17 protein-coding genes and 1 pseudogene are annotated in these 17,071 nt (G+C 73.3%); 11 read left to right on the forward strand and 7 right to left on the reverse strand.

What is annotated here, in order from left to right:
- Window positions 1–432: pseudogene (locus IE312_RS42830) on the reverse strand (hypothetical protein); the annotation flags it as partial.
- A 386-nt stretch (window positions 433–818) separates the two neighbouring features.
- Here IE312_RS42830 and IE312_RS32405 point away from each other — a divergent pair.
- From IE312_RS32405 to IE312_RS32420, 4 genes are read left to right on the forward strand one after another with little or no spacing between them, the layout of a single operon-like run.
- Window positions 819–1,733, forward strand: coding sequence for a DMT family transporter (locus IE312_RS32405; protein WP_370467647.1), 915 nt, complete (start codon window positions 819–821; stop codon window positions 1,731–1,733).
- Between the two features lie 22 nt (window positions 1,734–1,755).
- Window positions 1,756–2,271, forward strand: a complete 516-nt coding sequence (locus IE312_RS32410; protein ID WP_189985821.1) for an NUDIX domain-containing protein — start codon at window positions 1,756–1,758, stop codon at window positions 2,269–2,271.
- Between the two features lie 21 nt (window positions 2,272–2,292).
- Window positions 2,293–2,685, forward strand: a complete 393-nt coding sequence (locus IE312_RS32415; RefSeq protein WP_189985822.1) for a YidH family protein — start codon at window positions 2,293–2,295, stop codon at window positions 2,683–2,685.
- Window positions 2,682–3,026, forward strand: a complete 345-nt coding sequence (locus tag IE312_RS32420; protein WP_189985823.1) for a DUF202 domain-containing protein — start codon at window positions 2,682–2,684, stop codon at window positions 3,024–3,026. The genes IE312_RS32415 and IE312_RS32420 overlap by 4 nt, the downstream gene beginning before the upstream one ends.
- On the opposite strand, the gene IE312_RS32425 is transcribed toward IE312_RS32420, so the two are convergent.
- A complete protein-coding gene (locus tag IE312_RS32425) occupies window positions 3,023–4,018 on the reverse strand; it encodes an NADP-dependent oxidoreductase (protein WP_189985824.1) in 996 nt (331 codons plus the stop codon). The genes IE312_RS32420 and IE312_RS32425 overlap by 4 nt on opposite strands.
- Before the next feature lie 215 nt (window positions 4,019–4,233).
- On the opposite strand from IE312_RS32425, the gene IE312_RS32430 reads away from it, so the two are divergent.
- Both IE312_RS32430 and IE312_RS32435 read left to right on the forward strand, forming a co-directional pair.
- Entirely contained in the window at window positions 4,234–5,256 is a 1,023-nt protein-coding gene (locus IE312_RS32430; RefSeq protein ID WP_189985825.1) for a phosphotransferase family protein, read from the forward strand.
- A gap of 5 nt (window positions 5,257–5,261) precedes the next feature.
- Window positions 5,262–6,476 carry an acyl-CoA dehydrogenase family protein gene (locus tag IE312_RS32435; protein WP_189985826.1) on the forward strand — a complete coding sequence of 405 codons (1,215 nt, stop codon included), beginning with the start codon at window positions 5,262–5,264 and terminating at the stop codon, window positions 6,474–6,476.
- Window positions 6,477–6,546: 70 nt separating this feature from the next.
- Here the strand turns inward: IE312_RS32435 and IE312_RS32440 are convergent, their stop codons facing one another.
- Both IE312_RS32440 and IE312_RS32445 read right to left on the reverse strand, forming a co-directional pair.
- A complete protein-coding gene (locus IE312_RS32440; protein ID WP_189985827.1) occupies window positions 6,547–7,140 on the reverse strand; it encodes a TetR/AcrR family transcriptional regulator in 594 nt (197 codons plus the stop codon).
- A gap of 276 nt (window positions 7,141–7,416) precedes the next feature.
- On the reverse strand, window positions 7,417–8,190 hold the full coding sequence (locus IE312_RS32445) for an SDR family oxidoreductase (RefSeq protein ID WP_189985828.1): 774 nt from the start codon (window positions 8,188–8,190) through the stop codon (window positions 7,417–7,419).
- A 167-nt stretch (window positions 8,191–8,357) separates the two neighbouring features.
- On the opposite strand from IE312_RS32445, the gene IE312_RS32450 reads away from it, so the two are divergent.
- Complete coding sequence (locus IE312_RS32450) at window positions 8,358–9,578, forward strand: exo-beta-N-acetylmuramidase NamZ family protein (protein ID WP_189985829.1); 1,221 nt, start codon at window positions 8,358–8,360, stop codon at window positions 9,576–9,578.
- Window positions 9,579–9,665: 87 nt separating this feature from the next.
- Entirely contained in the window at window positions 9,666–10,967 is a 1,302-nt protein-coding gene (locus IE312_RS32455; RefSeq protein ID WP_189985830.1) for a serine-threonine protein kinase, read from the forward strand.
- A 60-nt stretch (window positions 10,968–11,027) separates the two neighbouring features.
- Here the strand turns inward: IE312_RS32455 and IE312_RS32460 are convergent, their stop codons facing one another.
- Window positions 11,028–13,817 carry a penicillin acylase family protein gene (locus IE312_RS32460; RefSeq protein WP_189985831.1) on the reverse strand — a complete coding sequence of 930 codons (2,790 nt, stop codon included), beginning with the start codon at window positions 13,815–13,817 and terminating at the stop codon, window positions 11,028–11,030.
- A 205-nt stretch (window positions 13,818–14,022) separates the two neighbouring features.
- Between IE312_RS32460 and IE312_RS32465 the strand changes: the two genes are divergently transcribed.
- Both IE312_RS32465 and IE312_RS32470 read left to right on the forward strand, forming a co-directional pair.
- On the forward strand, window positions 14,023–14,625 hold the full coding sequence (locus IE312_RS32465) for a hypothetical protein (RefSeq protein WP_189985832.1): 603 nt from the start codon (window positions 14,023–14,025) through the stop codon (window positions 14,623–14,625).
- Between the two features lie 119 nt (window positions 14,626–14,744).
- Window positions 14,745–15,488, forward strand: coding sequence for a 3-keto-5-aminohexanoate cleavage protein (locus IE312_RS32470; RefSeq protein ID WP_189985833.1), 744 nt, complete (start codon window positions 14,745–14,747; stop codon window positions 15,486–15,488).
- 51 nt (window positions 15,489–15,539) lie between these two features.
- Here IE312_RS32470 and soxR read toward each other — a convergent pair whose 3' ends face one another.
- On the reverse strand, window positions 15,540–15,998 hold the full coding sequence (gene soxR / locus IE312_RS32475; protein ID WP_189985834.1) for a redox-sensitive transcriptional activator SoxR: 459 nt from the start codon (window positions 15,996–15,998) through the stop codon (window positions 15,540–15,542).
- Between the two features lie 115 nt (window positions 15,999–16,113).
- Here soxR and IE312_RS32480 point away from each other — a divergent pair, with 115 nt between their 5' ends.
- A complete protein-coding gene (locus IE312_RS32480) occupies window positions 16,114–16,575 on the forward strand; it encodes a MaoC family dehydratase (RefSeq protein ID WP_189985835.1) in 462 nt (153 codons plus the stop codon).
- Window positions 16,576–16,590: 15 nt separating this feature from the next.
- Here the strand turns inward: IE312_RS32480 and IE312_RS32485 are convergent.
- The coding region (locus IE312_RS32485; protein WP_229900701.1) for a TetR-type transcription factor C-terminal domain-containing protein at window positions 16,591–17,071 on the reverse strand (481 nt) is incomplete at its 5' end.

Consider the following 17,071-nt stretch of genomic DNA (forward strand, 5'->3'; position numbering starts at 1 on the left):
GGGGTCGGCGGGGGCGAGTCCGGCGGCGGTGTCACAGGCCTCGCGGGCCCGGTCGGGTTCCTCCTTGCCCCGCAGCGCGCGGTGGACCAGGGCCAGGGCGAGGAGCGCGGCGGCGTCGGCGGAGCCGGGTTCGGCGGCCAGCCAGTCGCTCGCCCAGGCGGTGGCGTTGGGGTCCCGGGCGAGCACGGTGAGGCGGTGGCCGCGGCGGTCCCAGTCGTCGCCGGTGTGCACCAGCAGGGCGCGCGCGGCCTGTCGCCGGCCCTGGGCCAGCGCGGCCCGGGCGGTGCGCAGTCCGGCGTCGTCGAGGGCGGCGTCGAGGGCTCCGGGACCGCCCGGGCCCGTCACGCCGGACGGTTCCATGGGGTCCCGGCGAGCGCCGAGCAGAGGCGGGAGAGGGGGCACCGCGGGGCTTCCTGTTTCTCGGGCTGCCATCGGCCGGTCACGCACAGCAAACCCTCAGCCAGGGATGGCGTCAAGCGGAACGAGTGCGCTCGCGATCTTCAACTACCGGTCCCGGCGGCGGACTTGGGTGGTCCCGGTGCAGGTGGGCCGGGTCCGGGGCGTCCGCGCCACCCGAATGGTCCGCCGGCGTGTGCCGGCGTGTGCCGGCGCGTTCCGGCGCGTTCCGGGCCGGCCGCCCCGGCTCCTGTGGCGTACGCCATGGCGCCGCGCCCACCGGTCGCGGAGCATGGCGAGTCAACCGCCCGGTTCCGGGTCAACCGCCCGGTTCCGAGTCAACCGCCCGGTTCCGGGTACTTCCGGGGCAACCCCGTGCCCGGAGCGCTACAGTCGGCCACTACCCGCCCGTGGTCGGCCGGATGATCGAGGTACGCAGCGTGTCGGTTCTGGTTCTCCTCCTCGCCGTGAGCGCCGCCTGCTGTCTGGGCTTCGGTTTCGTACTCCAGCAGGACGCGGCCCAGAAGGCGCCGCTCGGCGACTTCCTCTCCTTCCGGCTGCTGCTCGACCTGATGCGGGTGCCGCGCTGGCTCGGCGGGCTCGGGCTGATGGTGGCCGGCATGGTGCTCGGCGCGATCGCCCTCGGCAGGGGCGAGATCTCCCTGGTAGAGCCGCTGCTCGCGACCAATCTGCTGTTCGCCCTCGCCCTGTCCCGGTACCGGACCGGACAGGCGCTGGGCCGCCAGGGCTGGGCCGGTCTGCTGCTGCTCGCGGGCGGGGTGAGCGCGTTCATCCTGGCCGGCGAGCCGCGCGGCGGCACGGCCGTCACCGATCCGCTGCGGCACTGGCTGATCATCGGGGCCGTGACCGGCGCGGCCCTGGCCCTCACCGCGTACGCCAAGCGCTCCCGGCTGAGCTGGGGACCGGTGCTACTGGCCCTCGCGGCCGGACTGCTCTACGGCGTCCAGGACGCGCTGACCCGGGTGAGCGGCATCCGCTTCTCCGACGGCGGCCTCACCGAGCTGTTCTCCGGCTGGCAGCCGTACGGGGTGGTGGCGTGCGGGGTCACCGGCCTGGTGCTGGTGCAGAGCGCGTTCGAGACGGCCCCGCTGCGCATGTCGCTGCCCGCGCTCACGGCGGCCGAGCCGCTGGCCGGGATCCTGTGCGGGGTGGGCTTCCTCGGCGACCGGCTGCGCACCGACACCGGGGCGCTGGCCTGGGAGGCGGCCGGGCTCGCGGCCGTGGTGGCGGGGATCGTGCTGCTCGGGCTGCACCCGGCGATGCCGTGCGGCACGGCGGAGCGGGAGGACCCGGCCGGGCACCTCCAGCGGCGCTGAGCCCGCCTGCTTGGATACCCGTATGAACCCTGCTGACGAGATCCTCGACATCGTCGACGAGCACGACCGGGTCGTCGCCCGGTCCCCGCGCGGCGAGGCCTACGCGCGCGGGCTGCGCCACCGCTGCGTGTTCGTCCAGGCCCGGGACGCGGCCGGCCGGCTCTTCGTGCACCGGCGCACGGCGACGAAGCTGGTCTTCCCCTCCCTCTACGACATGTTCGTCGGCGGGGTCGTCGGGGCGGGCGAGTCCTACGACGAGGCGGCGCTGCGGGAGGCCGAGGAGGAGCTGGGCGTGAGCGGGCTGGCGCGGCCGGCCTTCCTCTTCAAGTTCCTGTACGACGACGGCCCCGGCCGCAGCTGGTGGTCGGCGGTGTACGAGGTGCGCTGCGAGACGCCCGTCCGGCCGCAGGCCGAGGAGGTCCAGTGGCACGCCTTCCTGCCCGAGGAGGAGGTCGAGCGGCGGCTCGGCACGTGGGAGTGGGTGCCGGACGGGCTGGCGGCGTACGAGCGGCTGCGGGCGTTCCGGGCGGGCCGGTGATCGCCGGGTAGGGTCGGCCGGGTGAGCGAGTTCGTACGGAACATCCGGCTGTGGTTCGCGCCGGAGCGGGTGCGGGACGAGGGCGGTACGCCCGACTACCGGTTCTCGCTGGCCAACGAGCGCACCTTCCTCGCCTGGCTGCGCACCGCGCTGGCGCTGATCGGCGGCGGGTTCGCGGTGGACCAGTTCCTGCCGGACCTGAGCCGGCCGTGGCGGGTCGGTCTCGCGCTCGCGCTGCTCGCCGCCGGTGTGCTCTGCTCCCTGCGCGCGGTGAACCACTGGGTGCGCTGCGAGCGGGCGATGCGCCGTGGCGAGGACCTGCCCGCGTCCCGCTTCCCGGTGCTGCTCAGCCTGGTCGTCGCGGTGGTGGCGGTCGCGATGGTCGTGGTGGTGCTGGCCGGGTGGGAGGGATGACGTCCCGCCGGGGCCGGACGGGCCGGGATCCCGGGCTGCAGCCCGAGCGGACGCGGCTGGCCTGGCGGCGTACGACCCTGTCCGGGGCGGTGGTCGCCGTCCTGGGCGTCAGGACGGCCCTGCACGGCGGCGCGTCGGCCCTCGGCATCACCCTGTGCGCGCTGTGCTGCGGGCTGTGGCTGGGCTTCCTGACCGCGGCCCACCACCGCATCCGCGCGCTCTCCGCCACCACCCCGCCGCCGCCCCTCGCCCCGCGCCGGGCGACGACGGCGGCCCTGTACGCGGTGGCGACGGCCACGTGCGCCGCGGTGCTGGTACTGCGGGCGGCACGGCCGGCCTAGGCGGTGTCTTCCCCGGGCGCCCCTTCTTCGGTCCGCCCCTCCCCGCCCTCCCCGCCCTCCTCGGCCTCCTCCACCGTCACCACGATCTTGCCGCGGGTGTGGCCCTCCTGGCTCAGGCGGTGGGCGTCGGCCGTGCGGGCGAGGGGGAAGGTCCGGTGGACGTGGACCGTCACGGCGCCCTCGTCCGCCAGCCGCGCCAGGTGCCCCAGGTCCTCGGCGTCCGGGCGGACGAAGCAGTAGCGGCCGCCGTAGGCCACGACCTCGGGGTCGGCGATCGAGGCCAGCCGGCCCTCCGGGGCGAGCAGGTTGGCCGAGGTCTTCAGGGTGTCGCCGCCCACGGTGTCGAAGACGGCCTCCACCCCGTCGGGGGCGAGCGCGCGTACCCGTTCCGCCAGGCCGTCGCCGTAGGCCACCGGCTCGCCGCCCAGCGTGCGGACGTGGTCGTGGTTGCCCGGGCCGGCCGTGCCGATGACCCGGGCGCCGAGGTGCACGGCGATCTGCACGGCGAGCGAGCCGACCCCGCCGGCCGCCGCGTGCACCAGGACGGTCTCGCCCCGCCGCACCTCCAGCGTCCTGACCAGCACCTGGTAGGCGGTGAGTCCGGCCAGGGGCAGCCCCGCGGCCTCCTCGAAGGACAGCCTGCGCGGTTTGCGGGCCAGGGTGCGCACGGGCGCGGCGACGTACTCGGCGAAGGTGCCCCGGGACAGGAAGTCCTCGCGGACGTAGCCGACGACCTCGTCGCCGACGCCGAACTCGGTGACCGCGGCCCCGGGCCGCACGACCACCCCGCTGACGTCCCAGCCGGGGACCACCGGGAAGACGGCGTCCAGGAGCGGGTCCAGGTAGCCCTCGCGGCACTTCCAGTCGACGGGGTTGACGGCCGCCGCGCGCACCTTGACCAGCACCTGGTCGGGACCGACCTTGGGGTCGCGCAGCTCGCCGTACTCCAGCACCTCGGGTCCGCCGTAGCAGCGGTAGCTGATGCCCTTCATGCCTCGACCCTCCGGGGTGCGGGTGCGCGACGCAACCGGGCCGGTCCGCCGTGCCGCTCCGGCGTGGGACGGCTCCCGGGCGGCGCCCCGGCGGGCCGTCGCCCTATCGTGGCTCCGGTCACGTTTCCCGCCGGGTTCGGTTCCCGCACTGGACGACATACCGACCGGTCGGCATCATGAGTCCTGTTCTTGTTCACCGTTGGTAGGAGTGATGAATGAGCGCCGACCACCCGCCCGGTCTCGATCTGGACCGGCTCCGCGCCCTGCTGGAGCGCGAGCGTCCCGGTCTGGTGAGCGGCCCGCTGACCGGACGGCTCATCGAGGGCGGACGGTCGAACCTCACGTACGCGCTCTCCGACGGCACCTCGAAGTGGGTCGTCCGCCGGCCCCCGCTCGGCCATGTGCTGGCCACCGCGCACGACATGAAGCGCGAGCACCGGGTCATCAGCGCGCTGCACCCGACGCGGGTGCCGGTCCCCCGCCCGCTGCTGCTGTGCGAGGACGAGGAGGTGCTGGGGGCGCCGTTCTACGTGATGGAGTTCGTCGAGGGCACCCCGTACCGCACCGCCGGCCAGCTCGCCCCGCTGGGCCCGGAGCGCACCCGGGACGCGGTGCTGTCCCTGGTGGACACGCTGGTCGAGCTGCACGCGGTGGACCCCGCCGAGGTGGGCCTGGCGGACTTCGGACGCCCCGAGGGCTTCCTCGACCGGCAACTGCGCCGCTGGGGCAAGCAGCTGGACGCCTCCCGCAACCGCGACCTGCCGGGCATCGACGAGCTGCACGCGGCCCTCGGCCGTGACCTGCCCCGCTCCCCCGCGCCGGCCGTCGTCCACGGCGACTACCGGCTCGACAACGTCCTGATCGGCGACGACGACCGGATCAAGGCCATCCTCGACTGGGAGATGTCCACACTCGGCGATCCGCTGACCGATCTGGGCCTGCTGGTGATGTACAGCCGGCCGCTCGGCGCGCCGGACTCCCCCGTCTCCACCACCGCCGAGGCCCCGGGCCACCCCGACCCCCGGGAGCTGATCGAGCGGTACGCCGCCGGCTCCGGCCGGGACGTCTCGGCCGTCTCCTGGTACACGGCGTTCGCCTGGTTCAAGCTCGCCGTGATCCTGGAGGGCATCCACTACCGGTACACCCTGGGCCAGACGGTCGGCCGCGGCTTCGACCGCATCGGCGACCTCGTGCCCGTCTTCATCGACCACGGACTGACCACGCTCCAGGAAGGCTGACCGGCATGGACTTCGCGTTCGACGCGCGCACCGAGGAACTGCGCGCCAAGCTTCTCGCCTTCATGGACGAGTACGTCTACCCGGCCGAGGCGGTCGCCGAGGAGCAGCGGGCCGCGCTCGCCTCGCCCTGGGACACCCCGGCCGTGGTCGGGGAGCTGAAGGCCGAGGCGCGCAGGCAGGGCCTGTGGAACCTCTTCCTCCCGGACGGCGAGTACGGCGCCGGGCTCACCAACCTCCAGTACGCGCCGCTCGCCGAGATCACCGGCCGCTCCCCGCACCTCGCGCCCACCGCGACCAACTGCGCCGCGCCCGACACCGGGAACATGGAGGTGCTGGCGCAGTTCGGCACCGAGGAGCAGAAGAAGCAGTGGCTGGAGCCGCTGCTGGCCGGTGAGATCCGCTCGGCGTTCGCGATGACCGAGCCGGAAGTGGCCTCCTCGGACGCCACCAACATCACCACGCACATCGAACGGGACGGCGACGAGTACGTCATCACCGGCCGCAAGTGGTACATCTCGGGCGCGATGAACCCGGACTGCGCGATCTTCATCGTGATGGGCAAGACCGATCCGGACGGCGCCGACATCCGCCGCCAGCAGTCCATGGTCCTGGTCCCGCGCGACACCCCCGGGGTCACCGTGCGGCGGGCCATGCAGGTCTTCGGCTACGAGGACCACTCGCACGGCGGCCACGCCGAGGTGGTCTTCGACCGTGCGCGGGTGCCGGTGGCGAACCTCGTCGGCGAGGAGGGCGGCGGCTTCGCCATCGCCCAGGCCCGGCTCGGCCCCGGCCGGATCCACCACTGCATGCGGCTGATCGGCATGGCCGAGCGGGCCATCGAGCTGATGTGCCGGCGGGCCGTGGGCCGTACGGCGTTCGGCAAGGCGCTGGCCCAGCAGGGCGTCGTCCAGAACTGGATCGCCGACGCCCGGGTCACCGTGGAACAGCTGCGGCTGCTGGTGCTGAAGACGGCCTGGCTGATGGACACCGTCGGCAACAAGGGCGCCCACACGGAGATCCAGGCCATCAAGATCGCCACCCCGCGCGCGGTGGTCGGCATCCTGGACCGGGCGATCCAGCTGCACGGCGCGGGCGGGGTGAGCCAGGACTTCCCGCTGGCCGAGCTGTATGCGAGCGCCCGCACGCTGATGCTCGCCGACGGCCCGGACGAGGTGCACCAGCGGTCGCTCGCCCGCCGGGAGCTGAAGCGGTACCTGTGACCCGCGCGCCGGTGCGGCCCCGCCGCCGCACCGGCCGTTCCCCCAGCGCGCTCCGGCGCGGGCGTGCGCGCTACGGACGCAGGGCCCGCAGCAGCAGGTCGGCGAGGTGGTCGGCCACCTCCTGCGGGCTCAGCGGGCCGTCGGGGCGGTACCAGGTCGACAGGTGGTGGACGGAGCCGAAGTGGTAGTCCACGATCAGGTCGGCCGGGGTCGCCGTGGAGAAGACGCCGGCCTTCTGGCCCTCCTCGATCAGCGCGCGGAACCGCTCGTGGTACCGCCGGCGCTCGGCGCGGACCTGCTTGTTCTTCTCCGGGCTCAGGTGGTGCATGGACCGGAAGAAGATCATCGCGTCGTCGAGGTTCTCGATCGTCGTGACGACCACGTCCGCCGCCGCGTCCCTGAGCCGCTTCTCCACGGGCTCGTCGGCGCCCGCGAAGGTGTCCAGCCGCTCCTGCTGGAGGCGCAGCACGCGCGCGTACACCTCGTGCAGGAGGTCGTCCTTGGAGCCGAAGTAGTGGTACAGCGCCCCCTTGGTGACGCCGGCCGCCTCCACGATCTCCTGCACGGAGGTGCGGTCGTAGCCCTGCTCGGCGAAGAGCCGGGTGGCGGCGGCCAGCAGCCGCTGCGGGACGGGCGTCCCGTCTCCGTCCGTCGTCCTGGGCACTGCCGCCACCTGCCTTTCCGTGAGGTCACTCGCTGGTGCGGGAACGCGGTTCCCGCCGGAGGATCTTCCCACCCCCAGCCTCGGGCGGGTCGGGCGGGATCTCCGCCTGCCGGGCGGACCGGTACGCGGCCAGTGTCTCCCCGCCATGCACCGCGCGTTCGTCCGGGTCCGCCCCGGCCCCCGGCCGGGGGCCGGGACCGGCCTCGACGGTCCCGCCACGGTACCCGCCCGGCACTCCGGTCACGGCCGCCGGGCGCGCCGCTCAGGGGGAGGCCGTCACCGGCCGGTCTGCCACTTCTGCTGGATGTGGTTCATGGTGGCGAGCCAGCGCTCGGGTTCCGTGGCCCGCGCCTGGTAGAAGCCGGCGACCTCGGGGTGCGGCAGGATGAGGAAGCGGTCCTGCTCGATGCCCTCGAACAGCGCGTCGGCCACGGCCGCCGGCTCGATGGCGGTGGGCTGGAGCACCAGGTCGCCCGCGCTGCCGGTGGCGGCGAGCATGTCGGTGCGCACGCCCTGCGGGCAGATGGCGTGGACCTTGATCCCCCGGTGGCGGTACGTCAGCGACAGCCACTCGGCGAACGCGTACGCGCCGTGCTTGGTCACGCTGTAGGAGGGCGCGCCGATCATCGTCAGCAGTCCGGCGGCGGAGACGGTGGAGACGAAGCGTCCGCCGCCCCGCTCCAGCCAGTCGGGCAGCAGCGCGTGGGCCGCGCGGACGTGGGCCATCAGGTTGACGTCCCAGGACGCCGCCCAGGTCCGCTCGTCCAGCGGGCCGTCGAGGTCGCCGTCCTCGAAGGCGACGCCCGCGTTGGCGCAGTAGACGTCCACCGTGCCGCCGAGCGCGTCGCGGGCCTCGGCGACGACGGCGGAGGCGTCGCCGGGAACCGCGGTCCCGCCGATCTCCTCGGCCACCGCCCTCGCCTTCCCGGCGTCCAGGTCGTTCACCACGACCCGGGCCCCCTCGGCGGCGAACCGCCGGGCCAGCGCGGCCCCGATCCCGCCGCCCGCCCCGGTGACGACCACTCCCGCATCCTGCACGGCTTCCACCATCGGTCTCCTTCGGCACGGCTCTCGCGTGGCGCGCATCGGCTCCGGACGGTACAGACTAACCAGTCGGTATGTGTAAAGGAAAGGGTGACTGCACCACCCTCTAGGGGCGCGGGCAACTGCGCGAGCACCACGAACGGTCCGCACGTGCCCACTCACCGGAGGACCCCATGCACCTGTCCCGACGGACCCTGCTCGCATCGGCCACGACGACGGCCCTGCCGCCTCGGACCGCGCACCGCGAGCGTCTGCGCACCGGCTTCGAACGGCTCGCGGCCGACGGCTACTCACTCCTGTCCGGCCAGAAGGTGGGCGTCGTCACCAACCCCACCGGCATCACCCGGGACGCCCGGCACATCGTCGACGTCATGCACCAGGACCCGCGCGTCCGGCTGACGGCGGTCTTCGGCCCCGAACACGGCTTCCGCGGCACCGCCCAGGCAGGCGGCTCCGAGGGCCGCTACGACGACCCCGCCACCGGCCTGCCGGTGTACGACACGTACCTCAAGAGCGGCCGGCCGCTCGCCGACGTCTTCACCGCCTCCGGCGTCGACACGGTCGTCTTCGACATCCAGGACGTCGGCGCCCGCTTCTACACCTACATCTGGACCCTGTACGACTGCATGGAGGCGGCGCAGCTCGCCGGCAGGCGCTTCGTCGTCCTGGACCGCCCCAACCCGGTGACCGGCCGCCGGGCCCTGGGCCCCGTGCTGCACAAGGAGTTCGCCACGTTCGTCGGCCGGCAGCCGATCGCGCAGGCGCACGGGATGACCGTCGCGGAGCTGGCCCGCCTGTTCAACGGGGAGTACCTGACCGCGCCCGTCCCCCTGGAGACCGTCCGCATGACGGGCTGGGACCGCGCGGGGTTCTACGACGCCTCCGGCCTGCCCTGGGTGCCGCCGAGCCCCAACATGCCCACCCCGGACACGGCGCTGGTCTACTCCGGCACCTGCATGTTCGAGGGCACCAACCTCTCCGAGGGGCGCGGCACGACCCGCCCCTTCGAACTCCTCGGCGCCGAGGGCGTCGACGGCCGCTGGGCCGCCGCCGCGAACGGACTCGGCCTGCCGGGCGTGCGGTTCCGGGAGGCGTACTTCACGCCCACGTTCTCCAAGTTCCAGGGCCGGACCGTCGGCGGGGTGCAGATCCACGTGACCGACCGGGACGCCTACGACCCCGTGCGCACCGGGATCGCGCTGCTGGTGACCGCCCGGACGGTGTGGAGCGGCTTCGCGTGGCGGTCCGACGACTGGATCGACAAGCTCACCGGTTCCGCCCGGGTGCGCACGATGATCGACGCGGGTGCCGGTACGGACGAGGTGACGGGCGCCTGGCAGGAGGAACTCGCCGGCTTCCGGCGGATTCGAAAGGAATATCTCCTCTACAAGTGAGCCGCGCCGTATGGCCAACCTCGCGTCTCCGCAGGACGATACGCGCGAAGCGTACCGTTTCGCACCGTGGGGCCGAGGGAGCCTGGTATGGCGGATGCTGGGATGAGCGTGACTCCCTACTGGGAGCTGACCTTCGACGCCGACGGGGACGCGGCCGGCCCCGAACGGGACCGGCTGCTGGCCCAGGTCACGGAACAAGGAGTCCGTGACCTGGTCGTCTTCTCCCACGGCTGGAACAACGACCGCTCGGGCGCGACCGCCCTGTACCGCCGCTTCTTCGCCCCGGTATCGGCACTGGCCCCCGAGGCACGGCTCGGGTACGTCGGAGTGATCTGGCCGTCCATGCGGTTCAGCGACGAGCCGATCCCCGACTTCCCCCGGTCCGTGGCGGCCGTGGAGGCGGAGGCGGCACCGCGCCCGGCGCTGGACAAGGACTCCCGGCGCGCCCTGCTGGAGGCCTTCCCGGGCCGGGCACCCGTGCTGGACCAGCTGGCCCGGATGCTGGACGAACGGCCGGACGGCACACGGGGACTGGCCGAGTTCGGGCGGCTGGTGCGGCTGCTGCTGGACACCGACGGGAACCCGGGACCGGCCGACACGGACGAGGAGGGCGAGCCGGCCGTGTTCGGCGGGGACCCGGTGACCGCCTGCGAACAGTTCGCCGGGGCCCTGGCCGCGCTCGGACCGGAGGGCGGCGGGGCGGGGTTCAGCCTGCCCGATCCGTGGGACGGCGCCAAGGAGCTGCTGCGGCAGGCGGCGTACTACCGGATGAAACGGCGGGCCGGGACGGTCGGCGAGCGCGGGCTCGGGCCGGTCCTCGGCCGGCTGGCCGGGGCGGCGCCGGGGGTGCGGGTGCACCTGGTCGGGCACAGCTTCGGCGGCCGGCTGGTCGCGTTCGCGCTGCGCGGGCTGCCGGCGGGCGTGGACGCGGTGAAGTCGGTGACGCTGCTCCAGGGGGCCTTCTCGCACTACGCGTTCACCGACCGGCTGCCGCACGCCCCGGACCGGTCCGGGGCGCTCAAGGGCCTGCAGCGGCGCGTCGACGGACCCCTGGTGTGCTGCTACTCGCGCTTCGACGCGGCCCTCGGCACGTTCTACCCGCTGGCCTCCCGGCTCGCCGGGGACGACCGGGCGTGCGCGGGCGGCGACATCGCGGCCGTGCTCGGGCCGCGCTGGGGGGCCGTGGGGCACGACGGGGCGCAGGCCGTGCCGGGCACCGTCCGGCTGGACCTGGCGGCGGCCCTCGGCGGCCGCCTGCCCGCGTCCGGCTGTGTGAACGTGGACGCGGCGGCCGTCGTCCACCGCGGCGGCGCGCCGACCGGGGCACACAGCGACATCGTCCACCCCGAACTGGCGCGGCTGGTACTGGCGGCGGGCCGCATCACGTGAGACACGGCCGGCGGGCGTCGACGCACAGTCGGCTGCCGACGCCCGTCGGCCCGGCGGGCTTCAGCGGTGGGACGTGTACTCCACCACCTGCTGGAACGTCGGCCGGTTCTGCCAGCTGATCCTGCCGTGCTTGATGCCGCCCAGGGTGCGCTGGACGATCGAGTCGGCGCACCACTGGTCGCCGGCCGCGCACTGGTCGTCACCCGGGTAGACCTGGGCCGCGGTCAGGCCGGCCGCCTGCTTCAGGGTGCTCACCAGGATGTCCCGGCAGGCGGTGAGGCTGCCGTCGCCGCAGTACTTCCGGCCGAGCGGCCCCTGGACGGGCTCGCCGAGCACCGACCGGATGTCCTTGTCGACGTAGCTCCACCAGCCGTACTGGAAGGAGCTGCCGGCGTGCGAGCCGGTCGGGCCGTGGCCGGCGGACGGTGCCTCGTCGACCGGCAGGTTGTCGGTGATCGCGGTGTACAGGCCGTCGCCGAGCCCCGGCTGGAACTCCGCCTTCACCAGCAGCGGCCACCAGGCGTCCAGGATGCGGATCGCGTCGGCGTCGGCGTAGGTCTTCGAACCGGCCGATGTCTCGGTGCGCCTGGCACCCGCGGTGACCCAGGCCCGCAGCTTGCCCACCGCGGCGGCGGCCGTGGAGTCGGTCACCGGCGCGGAGTCCACCACCCTGAGCAGCTCCGGCAGCACGTCCTCGGCGCGCAGATCGGCCAGGGCCGCGTCCGCCATGGCCTGCACCAGCTTGGCACGGGTCACCCCGCCGGCCGCGACGAGCTTCTTCACCCGGTCCTCCAGCAGGTTGCCGCGGTGCACCGAGCCGTCGCCCCAGGGCGCGGTCGTGTAGTCCTTGGCCTGCTTGTTGTTCCAGGAGACGTAGTAGTCCTGGTCGACGGAGTTGGGGTGCGCGGAGGGCGGGGTGTAGTCGGCGGTGTTGGTGGCCGGGTCCCAGTTCCGCCACTCGTACGCCGGCTGCGCCCACACCGGGAACTCGGTGTCGACCCCGCTCGCCCGGACGGGGTTGTCACCGCTGTTGTAGTAGGCGGTGTGCTGGGAGTCGGCGTAGAACCAGTTGAAGGTGTAGTTGATGTGCTGCGCCGCACTCTGGAAGTCCTTCGGACCCTTGACGTAGTCGGGGTCGTTGAGCATCTGGAAGCCGATGATGGAGTCGGCCTCGTGCAGGTAGGAGGAGCGCAGGGTGGTGTAGGCGACCTTCTTGCCGCCCACGGTCGCCCGGTACTCCACCGGCCCGTAGGCGGTCCGCCACACGCGCATGGTGTACGAGCCCGCGGCGGTGCCGTCGGCCGTGGTCGGCTTCCAGGCGTTCTTCTGCTCCAGCTTCTCCATGGCCGTGCAGGCGCCGTGGTACAGGTAGTGGTAGTCGTCCTGGCACAGTTCGACCGCGTAGGTGTCGATGATGTCCTGGCCGGAGGTGGTGGCGCTCCAGGAGTAGTCCTGGCCGCGGCCGAGTTCGACGTACATGCTCAGGCCCGCGAAGGAGGCGCCGCGGGCGCTGATGCCGGGTCCCTGGATCTCCTGGAGCATCAGCAGCTGCGGGGCGAAGTAGCCGGTCTGCGGTCCGAAGACGGCGATCGGGTGGCCGCTCGCGGTGTACCTGCCGCTCACCACGAGGGCGTTGGACATGCCGCGCCGCGCGGAGCCGAGGGCGGTCTTCGCCGCGGTGGCGGTGGCGCTCCTCGCGGTCGCGGTGCCGGCGCTGCCGGTGCGGTCGTGGACGAGCGGTTCCTGGGTGACCGAGCCGGCGTCGGGCAGGGCCTGGCCCCGGGCGTCGGCGGGCTTGGTGCCGTAGGGGAAGCTCTGGCCGTCGTGGACGGTGAGGACGGCCTCGGGGTCGTTGCGTTCGCGGAAGGACTCCCAGATCCTGGTGCCCTCCTCGACCCCGTACTTGGCCTGGGCGGCGAGCAGGGACACGGCGTTGTTCACCTCGCCGCCGCCGCCGGAGCCGAACAGCGAGCCGATCACGGAGGCCAGGGCGACCAGGTCGGTGACCTTGAAGTGCTCGATGGTGCCGGCGTTGGTGATCGAGTCCTTGTGGCCGGTCAGGACGTACTCGCCGGGGAAGTAGCGGCCGCTGTCGGAGGCGTCGATGTAGGCGTTGACACCGGCGAGGTAGGCGTTGACGTCGGCGAGGGCCTGCTGGCCGCGGGAGCCGTTCCTGGCGACCGCGTTGTCGATCTGGGCCTGGAGGTCGGCCTCGGTGTAGGGCGCGTTGCGGTAGAACTGCTGCTCCAGGCCCTGGTTGGCGGGGGCGCCGCCGGCGAAGGAGGTGAGCCGGCCGCGGCCCACGTGCCGGAAGACGTCCATCAGCCACAGCCGGTCCTCGGCCGCGGCGAACCCGGCGCCGAACTCGGTGCCGTACCGGGTGGTGCCCGTGATGTGCGGCACACCGGTCTTCTTGTCGCGGACGATCGTCACGTCGCCGCGTCCGGCGGGCTTCTCGGCGGAGGCGACCTGGTCGGCGGGGACACCGAACGAGGAGTCGTTGAAGAAGGTGTTGAGCGTGGCGTCGGTCAGGCCCTTGTAACCGCTCGCCAGGTTGGCGTAGGGGCCGAGCTGGTCCTCGGCGTGCCCGGGCTGGGTGCCGAAGGCCTGGTTGAGCAGGATCTGGGCGAGTGTCGCGTTGCCGTTCTCACCGGGCGGCAGGATGTCGGAACACCGGCCGCCGCAGTAGTCGTTGGCGGCCGTGGCACCGGCCGCCGCCACCGCGCTCTGGGTGAGCGGGGAGAGAAGACCGGCGACGAGGACGCATACCGACGCGGTCTTCAGGAACCCGGTAAGTCGTCGGGACGTTCTCAGTCTGTCAGGGGTGATACGTGGGGTTCGCCGTGGCATGGCAGCTCCTAGCGACAGGGGTGACCGGACGTTACCGCCGGTATCCCCCCGTTCAAAGATGAACATGCGTCACGTTCTGGAGTTCCCCGGGAGTTCCGGAGAAGAGATGGAGCCGAATCGCCTGTCGATACGTCTATTCGGCGACGTCCGTGCGACGACGCCGAAGGACCGAAGTACAGGTGCAGTGTGACGGAGGTGCAGGGCGATGGCCGGTTTCCGGAGTCTGGCAAGACAGGTACGCGATCCGGACTGTGATCTGGCACTGCGGCGGTACTCGCTGCGCAAGTGCCTGGAGAAGTTCGCCCCTTACGGGCATCGGGCGACCTGGGACCATCTGTGCTCGCGGGCGGGTTTCGGTCCCGAGGACCGCTCCCCCGATCCGGCGCGGCTCGTGGCCGCGCTGGAGGAGCTGGAGGAGGCCCGTGACGTCTGGCTCGCCTACGAGACCGACTTCACCGAGCGACGCAGGAAGGAGAAGCACGACGGACTGCGCAGGCCCGGCAGTGTGGACGACTGGCACCGGCTGACCTGGGGCGGGTTCGGGGTCGCCTGGTGCGACGACCCGCGGGTGCACCCGGACGAGCCGCTGGCGGTGGTGCTGCGCCGGCTGATCGCGGCGCTGGAGCGGGAGCCCGGCTCGTCGTGCCCGGTCTGCGACGGGGAACGCCTGGTGTGGAGGTACGGCCTGGACCACGAGCCCTCGTCCGGCCCGGTCTGCACGGACTGCGGGATCCTGGTGCCGCTGCCCGTCCTGGACGCACGGGCCCTGGAGTACGCGCGACGGGAACGGCTGCTGATGTCGGCCTGAGCGGTGGAGCGGTGGGGCGTCACCGGGTGCGGTCCGCGCGGCGGGCCGGTGCCGGTGCCCGTGCCGGTGCCCGGGGTGCGCAGGGGATGCCGCGCCCCTTACCGGGCATCCTCGACAGCATGGTGCAGGTGTGTCTCAACGGGCGCCGCTCGGCCGCCGACGGCGTCCGGGTCCCGGTGTCCCCGGAGGAACTGGCGCGTTCGGCCGCCGAAGCGGTGGCGGCCGGGGCCACCTCGGTGCACGTCCACCCCAGGACGCCGTGCGGGCAGGACAGTCTCTCCGCGCGTGTCCTCGGCCCGGCGCTGGAGGCGATACGGGCGCGGGTGCGGGTGCCGGTCGGGGTGACCACCGGCGCCTGGGCCGAGCCGGATCCGGCGGCCCGGCTCGACCGGGTGCGCGCCTGGTCGGTGCTGCCCGACTTCGCCTCGGTCAACTGGCATGAGCCGGGCGCCGAGGAGGTCGCCGCCGAATTGCTCGCCAGGGGTGTGGCCGTGGAGGCGGGCATCTGGTCCGGCACCGGGGGCGCGGGACGTTTCGCGGCATCGCCGCTCGGCCCGAGGGTGTTGCGGGTGCTGGCCGAGGTGACCGATCCGGACCCGGCGACCGCCGAGGCGTCGGCGCGGGCGCTGCTGGCGGAGCTGGGCACGGCACACGGCCGCCCGGTGCTGCTGCACGGCGAGGAGGGCGGCACCTGGCCGGTTCTCCGGCTGGCGTTCCGCCTGGGCCTCACCACCCGGGTCGGCCTGGAGGACACGCTGTTCCTCCCGGACGGCCGACGGGCGCGGTCCAACGCCGAGTTGGTGGGTGAGGCGCTGCGTACAGCGGCCCGGCCGGCCCCGGCGCGCGAAGCCGGGCGGCAGTAGGGCGACCGCGCGCAGCCGGGCCACCGACGGGCGTGCCCCCGTGGCCGGATCTCAGCGGCCCTCGGCGAGGAGTCGCGAGCCCGTCAGGCGTTCGCCGAACACGTCGTCCGGGTTGGACAGGACGCACGTCTCCAGGGAGAGGCACCCACAGCCGATGCAGTCCGTGAGGTGGTCGCGCAGACGGTTCAGCTGGCGGATCCGCTCCTCCAGTTCCGAGCGCCAGCGCTCCGACAGCCGCGCCCAGTCCTCCCGCGTCGGGGTGCGCTCCTCGGGCAGTTCGGACAGGGCGTCCCGGATGGTGGCGAGCGGAATGCCGACCCGCTGGGCCGCGCGGACGAAGGCGACCCGGCGCAGGGCGTCACGGCTGTAGCGGCGCTGGTTGCCGGGGGTGCGCCGGCTGGAGATCAGCCCTTTGGACTCGCAGAAGTGCAGGGCGGACACCGCGGCTCCGCTGCGTGCGGACAACTGGCCGACGGTCAGCTCGTGGATCTTCTCGGGAATCTGGGGCACCCCGCAGAGACTACAGAGAGGGCTCGCCGCACCCGGCCCGCCATCCGTTGACATCGCCCCTCGACCCGACCATGCTAAGCAGTTGCTTAGAGATGCGAGCGAGAGGGCCGGGAACATGGCAGAACCGAGGATCTTCACCTCCCCCGACGAACTGCGGGCCGCCGTCGGCGAGCAGCTGGGGCACACCGACTGGCTGGAGGTCGACCAGAAGCGGATCGACCTGTTCGCCGAGGCGACCGGGGACCACCAGTGGATCCACGTGGACCCGGAGAAGGCCGCCGCGGGACCGTTCGGGACGACCATCGCCCACGGCTACCTCACCCTGTCACTGCTCCCGCTGTTCGGGCCGCAGCTCATCCGGGTCGAGGGCGTGAAGATGGGCGTGAACTACGGGACGAACAAGGTTCGCTTCCCCTCGCCCGTCCCCGTCGGCTCCCGGGTGCGCGCCACCGCGAAGATCACCGGCATCGAGGACGTCGCCGGCGGGGTGCAGGTGACGGTCGCCTTCACCGTGGAGCGGGAGGGCGGCGACAAGCCGGTGTGCGTCGCGGAGTCGGTGGCCCGGTACTACCTGTAGGGGGTGCCCTGCGGATCAGGCTCGGGGCTGCCCGGCCGCGACCATGCGCAGCACGAGGTCGGCGTAGAGCGCGCCGACCTCCTCCGGGGTGCGCGGGCCGTCGACGCTGAACCAGCGGGCCACGTCGATGCACAGCGACAGCACGGCGAGCGTCGTCCCCTGGACGTCGAGCACGTCGAACTCGCCCGAGGCCACGCCGTCCTCGATGATCCCGCGCACCTCGGCGTCCACCTGCCGGCGCAGCGCGACGATCTCGGCGCGGGCCTCGGGGCCGAGGGCGTCGAGTTCGTACTGCACGACGCGCGCCGTGGTGCGCCGCCCGGCGTGCCAGCGGACGAAGGAACTGACGGCGTCGGCCAGCCGCTCCCTGGCGCTGCCCTCGCGGCGGGCCGCCGTGCGCAGGATCTCCAGGGCCTTGTCGTGACCGATCCGGCTGATCCGGTGGAGCAGCTCTTCCTTGGTCTTGTAGTGGATGTAGAGCGCGGCCGGGCTCATG

Origin of the sequence: Streptomyces capoamus, assembly GCF_014654935.1 — a bacterium.
Lineage (GTDB): Bacteria > Actinomycetota > Actinomycetes > Streptomycetales > Streptomycetaceae > Streptomyces > Streptomyces capoamus.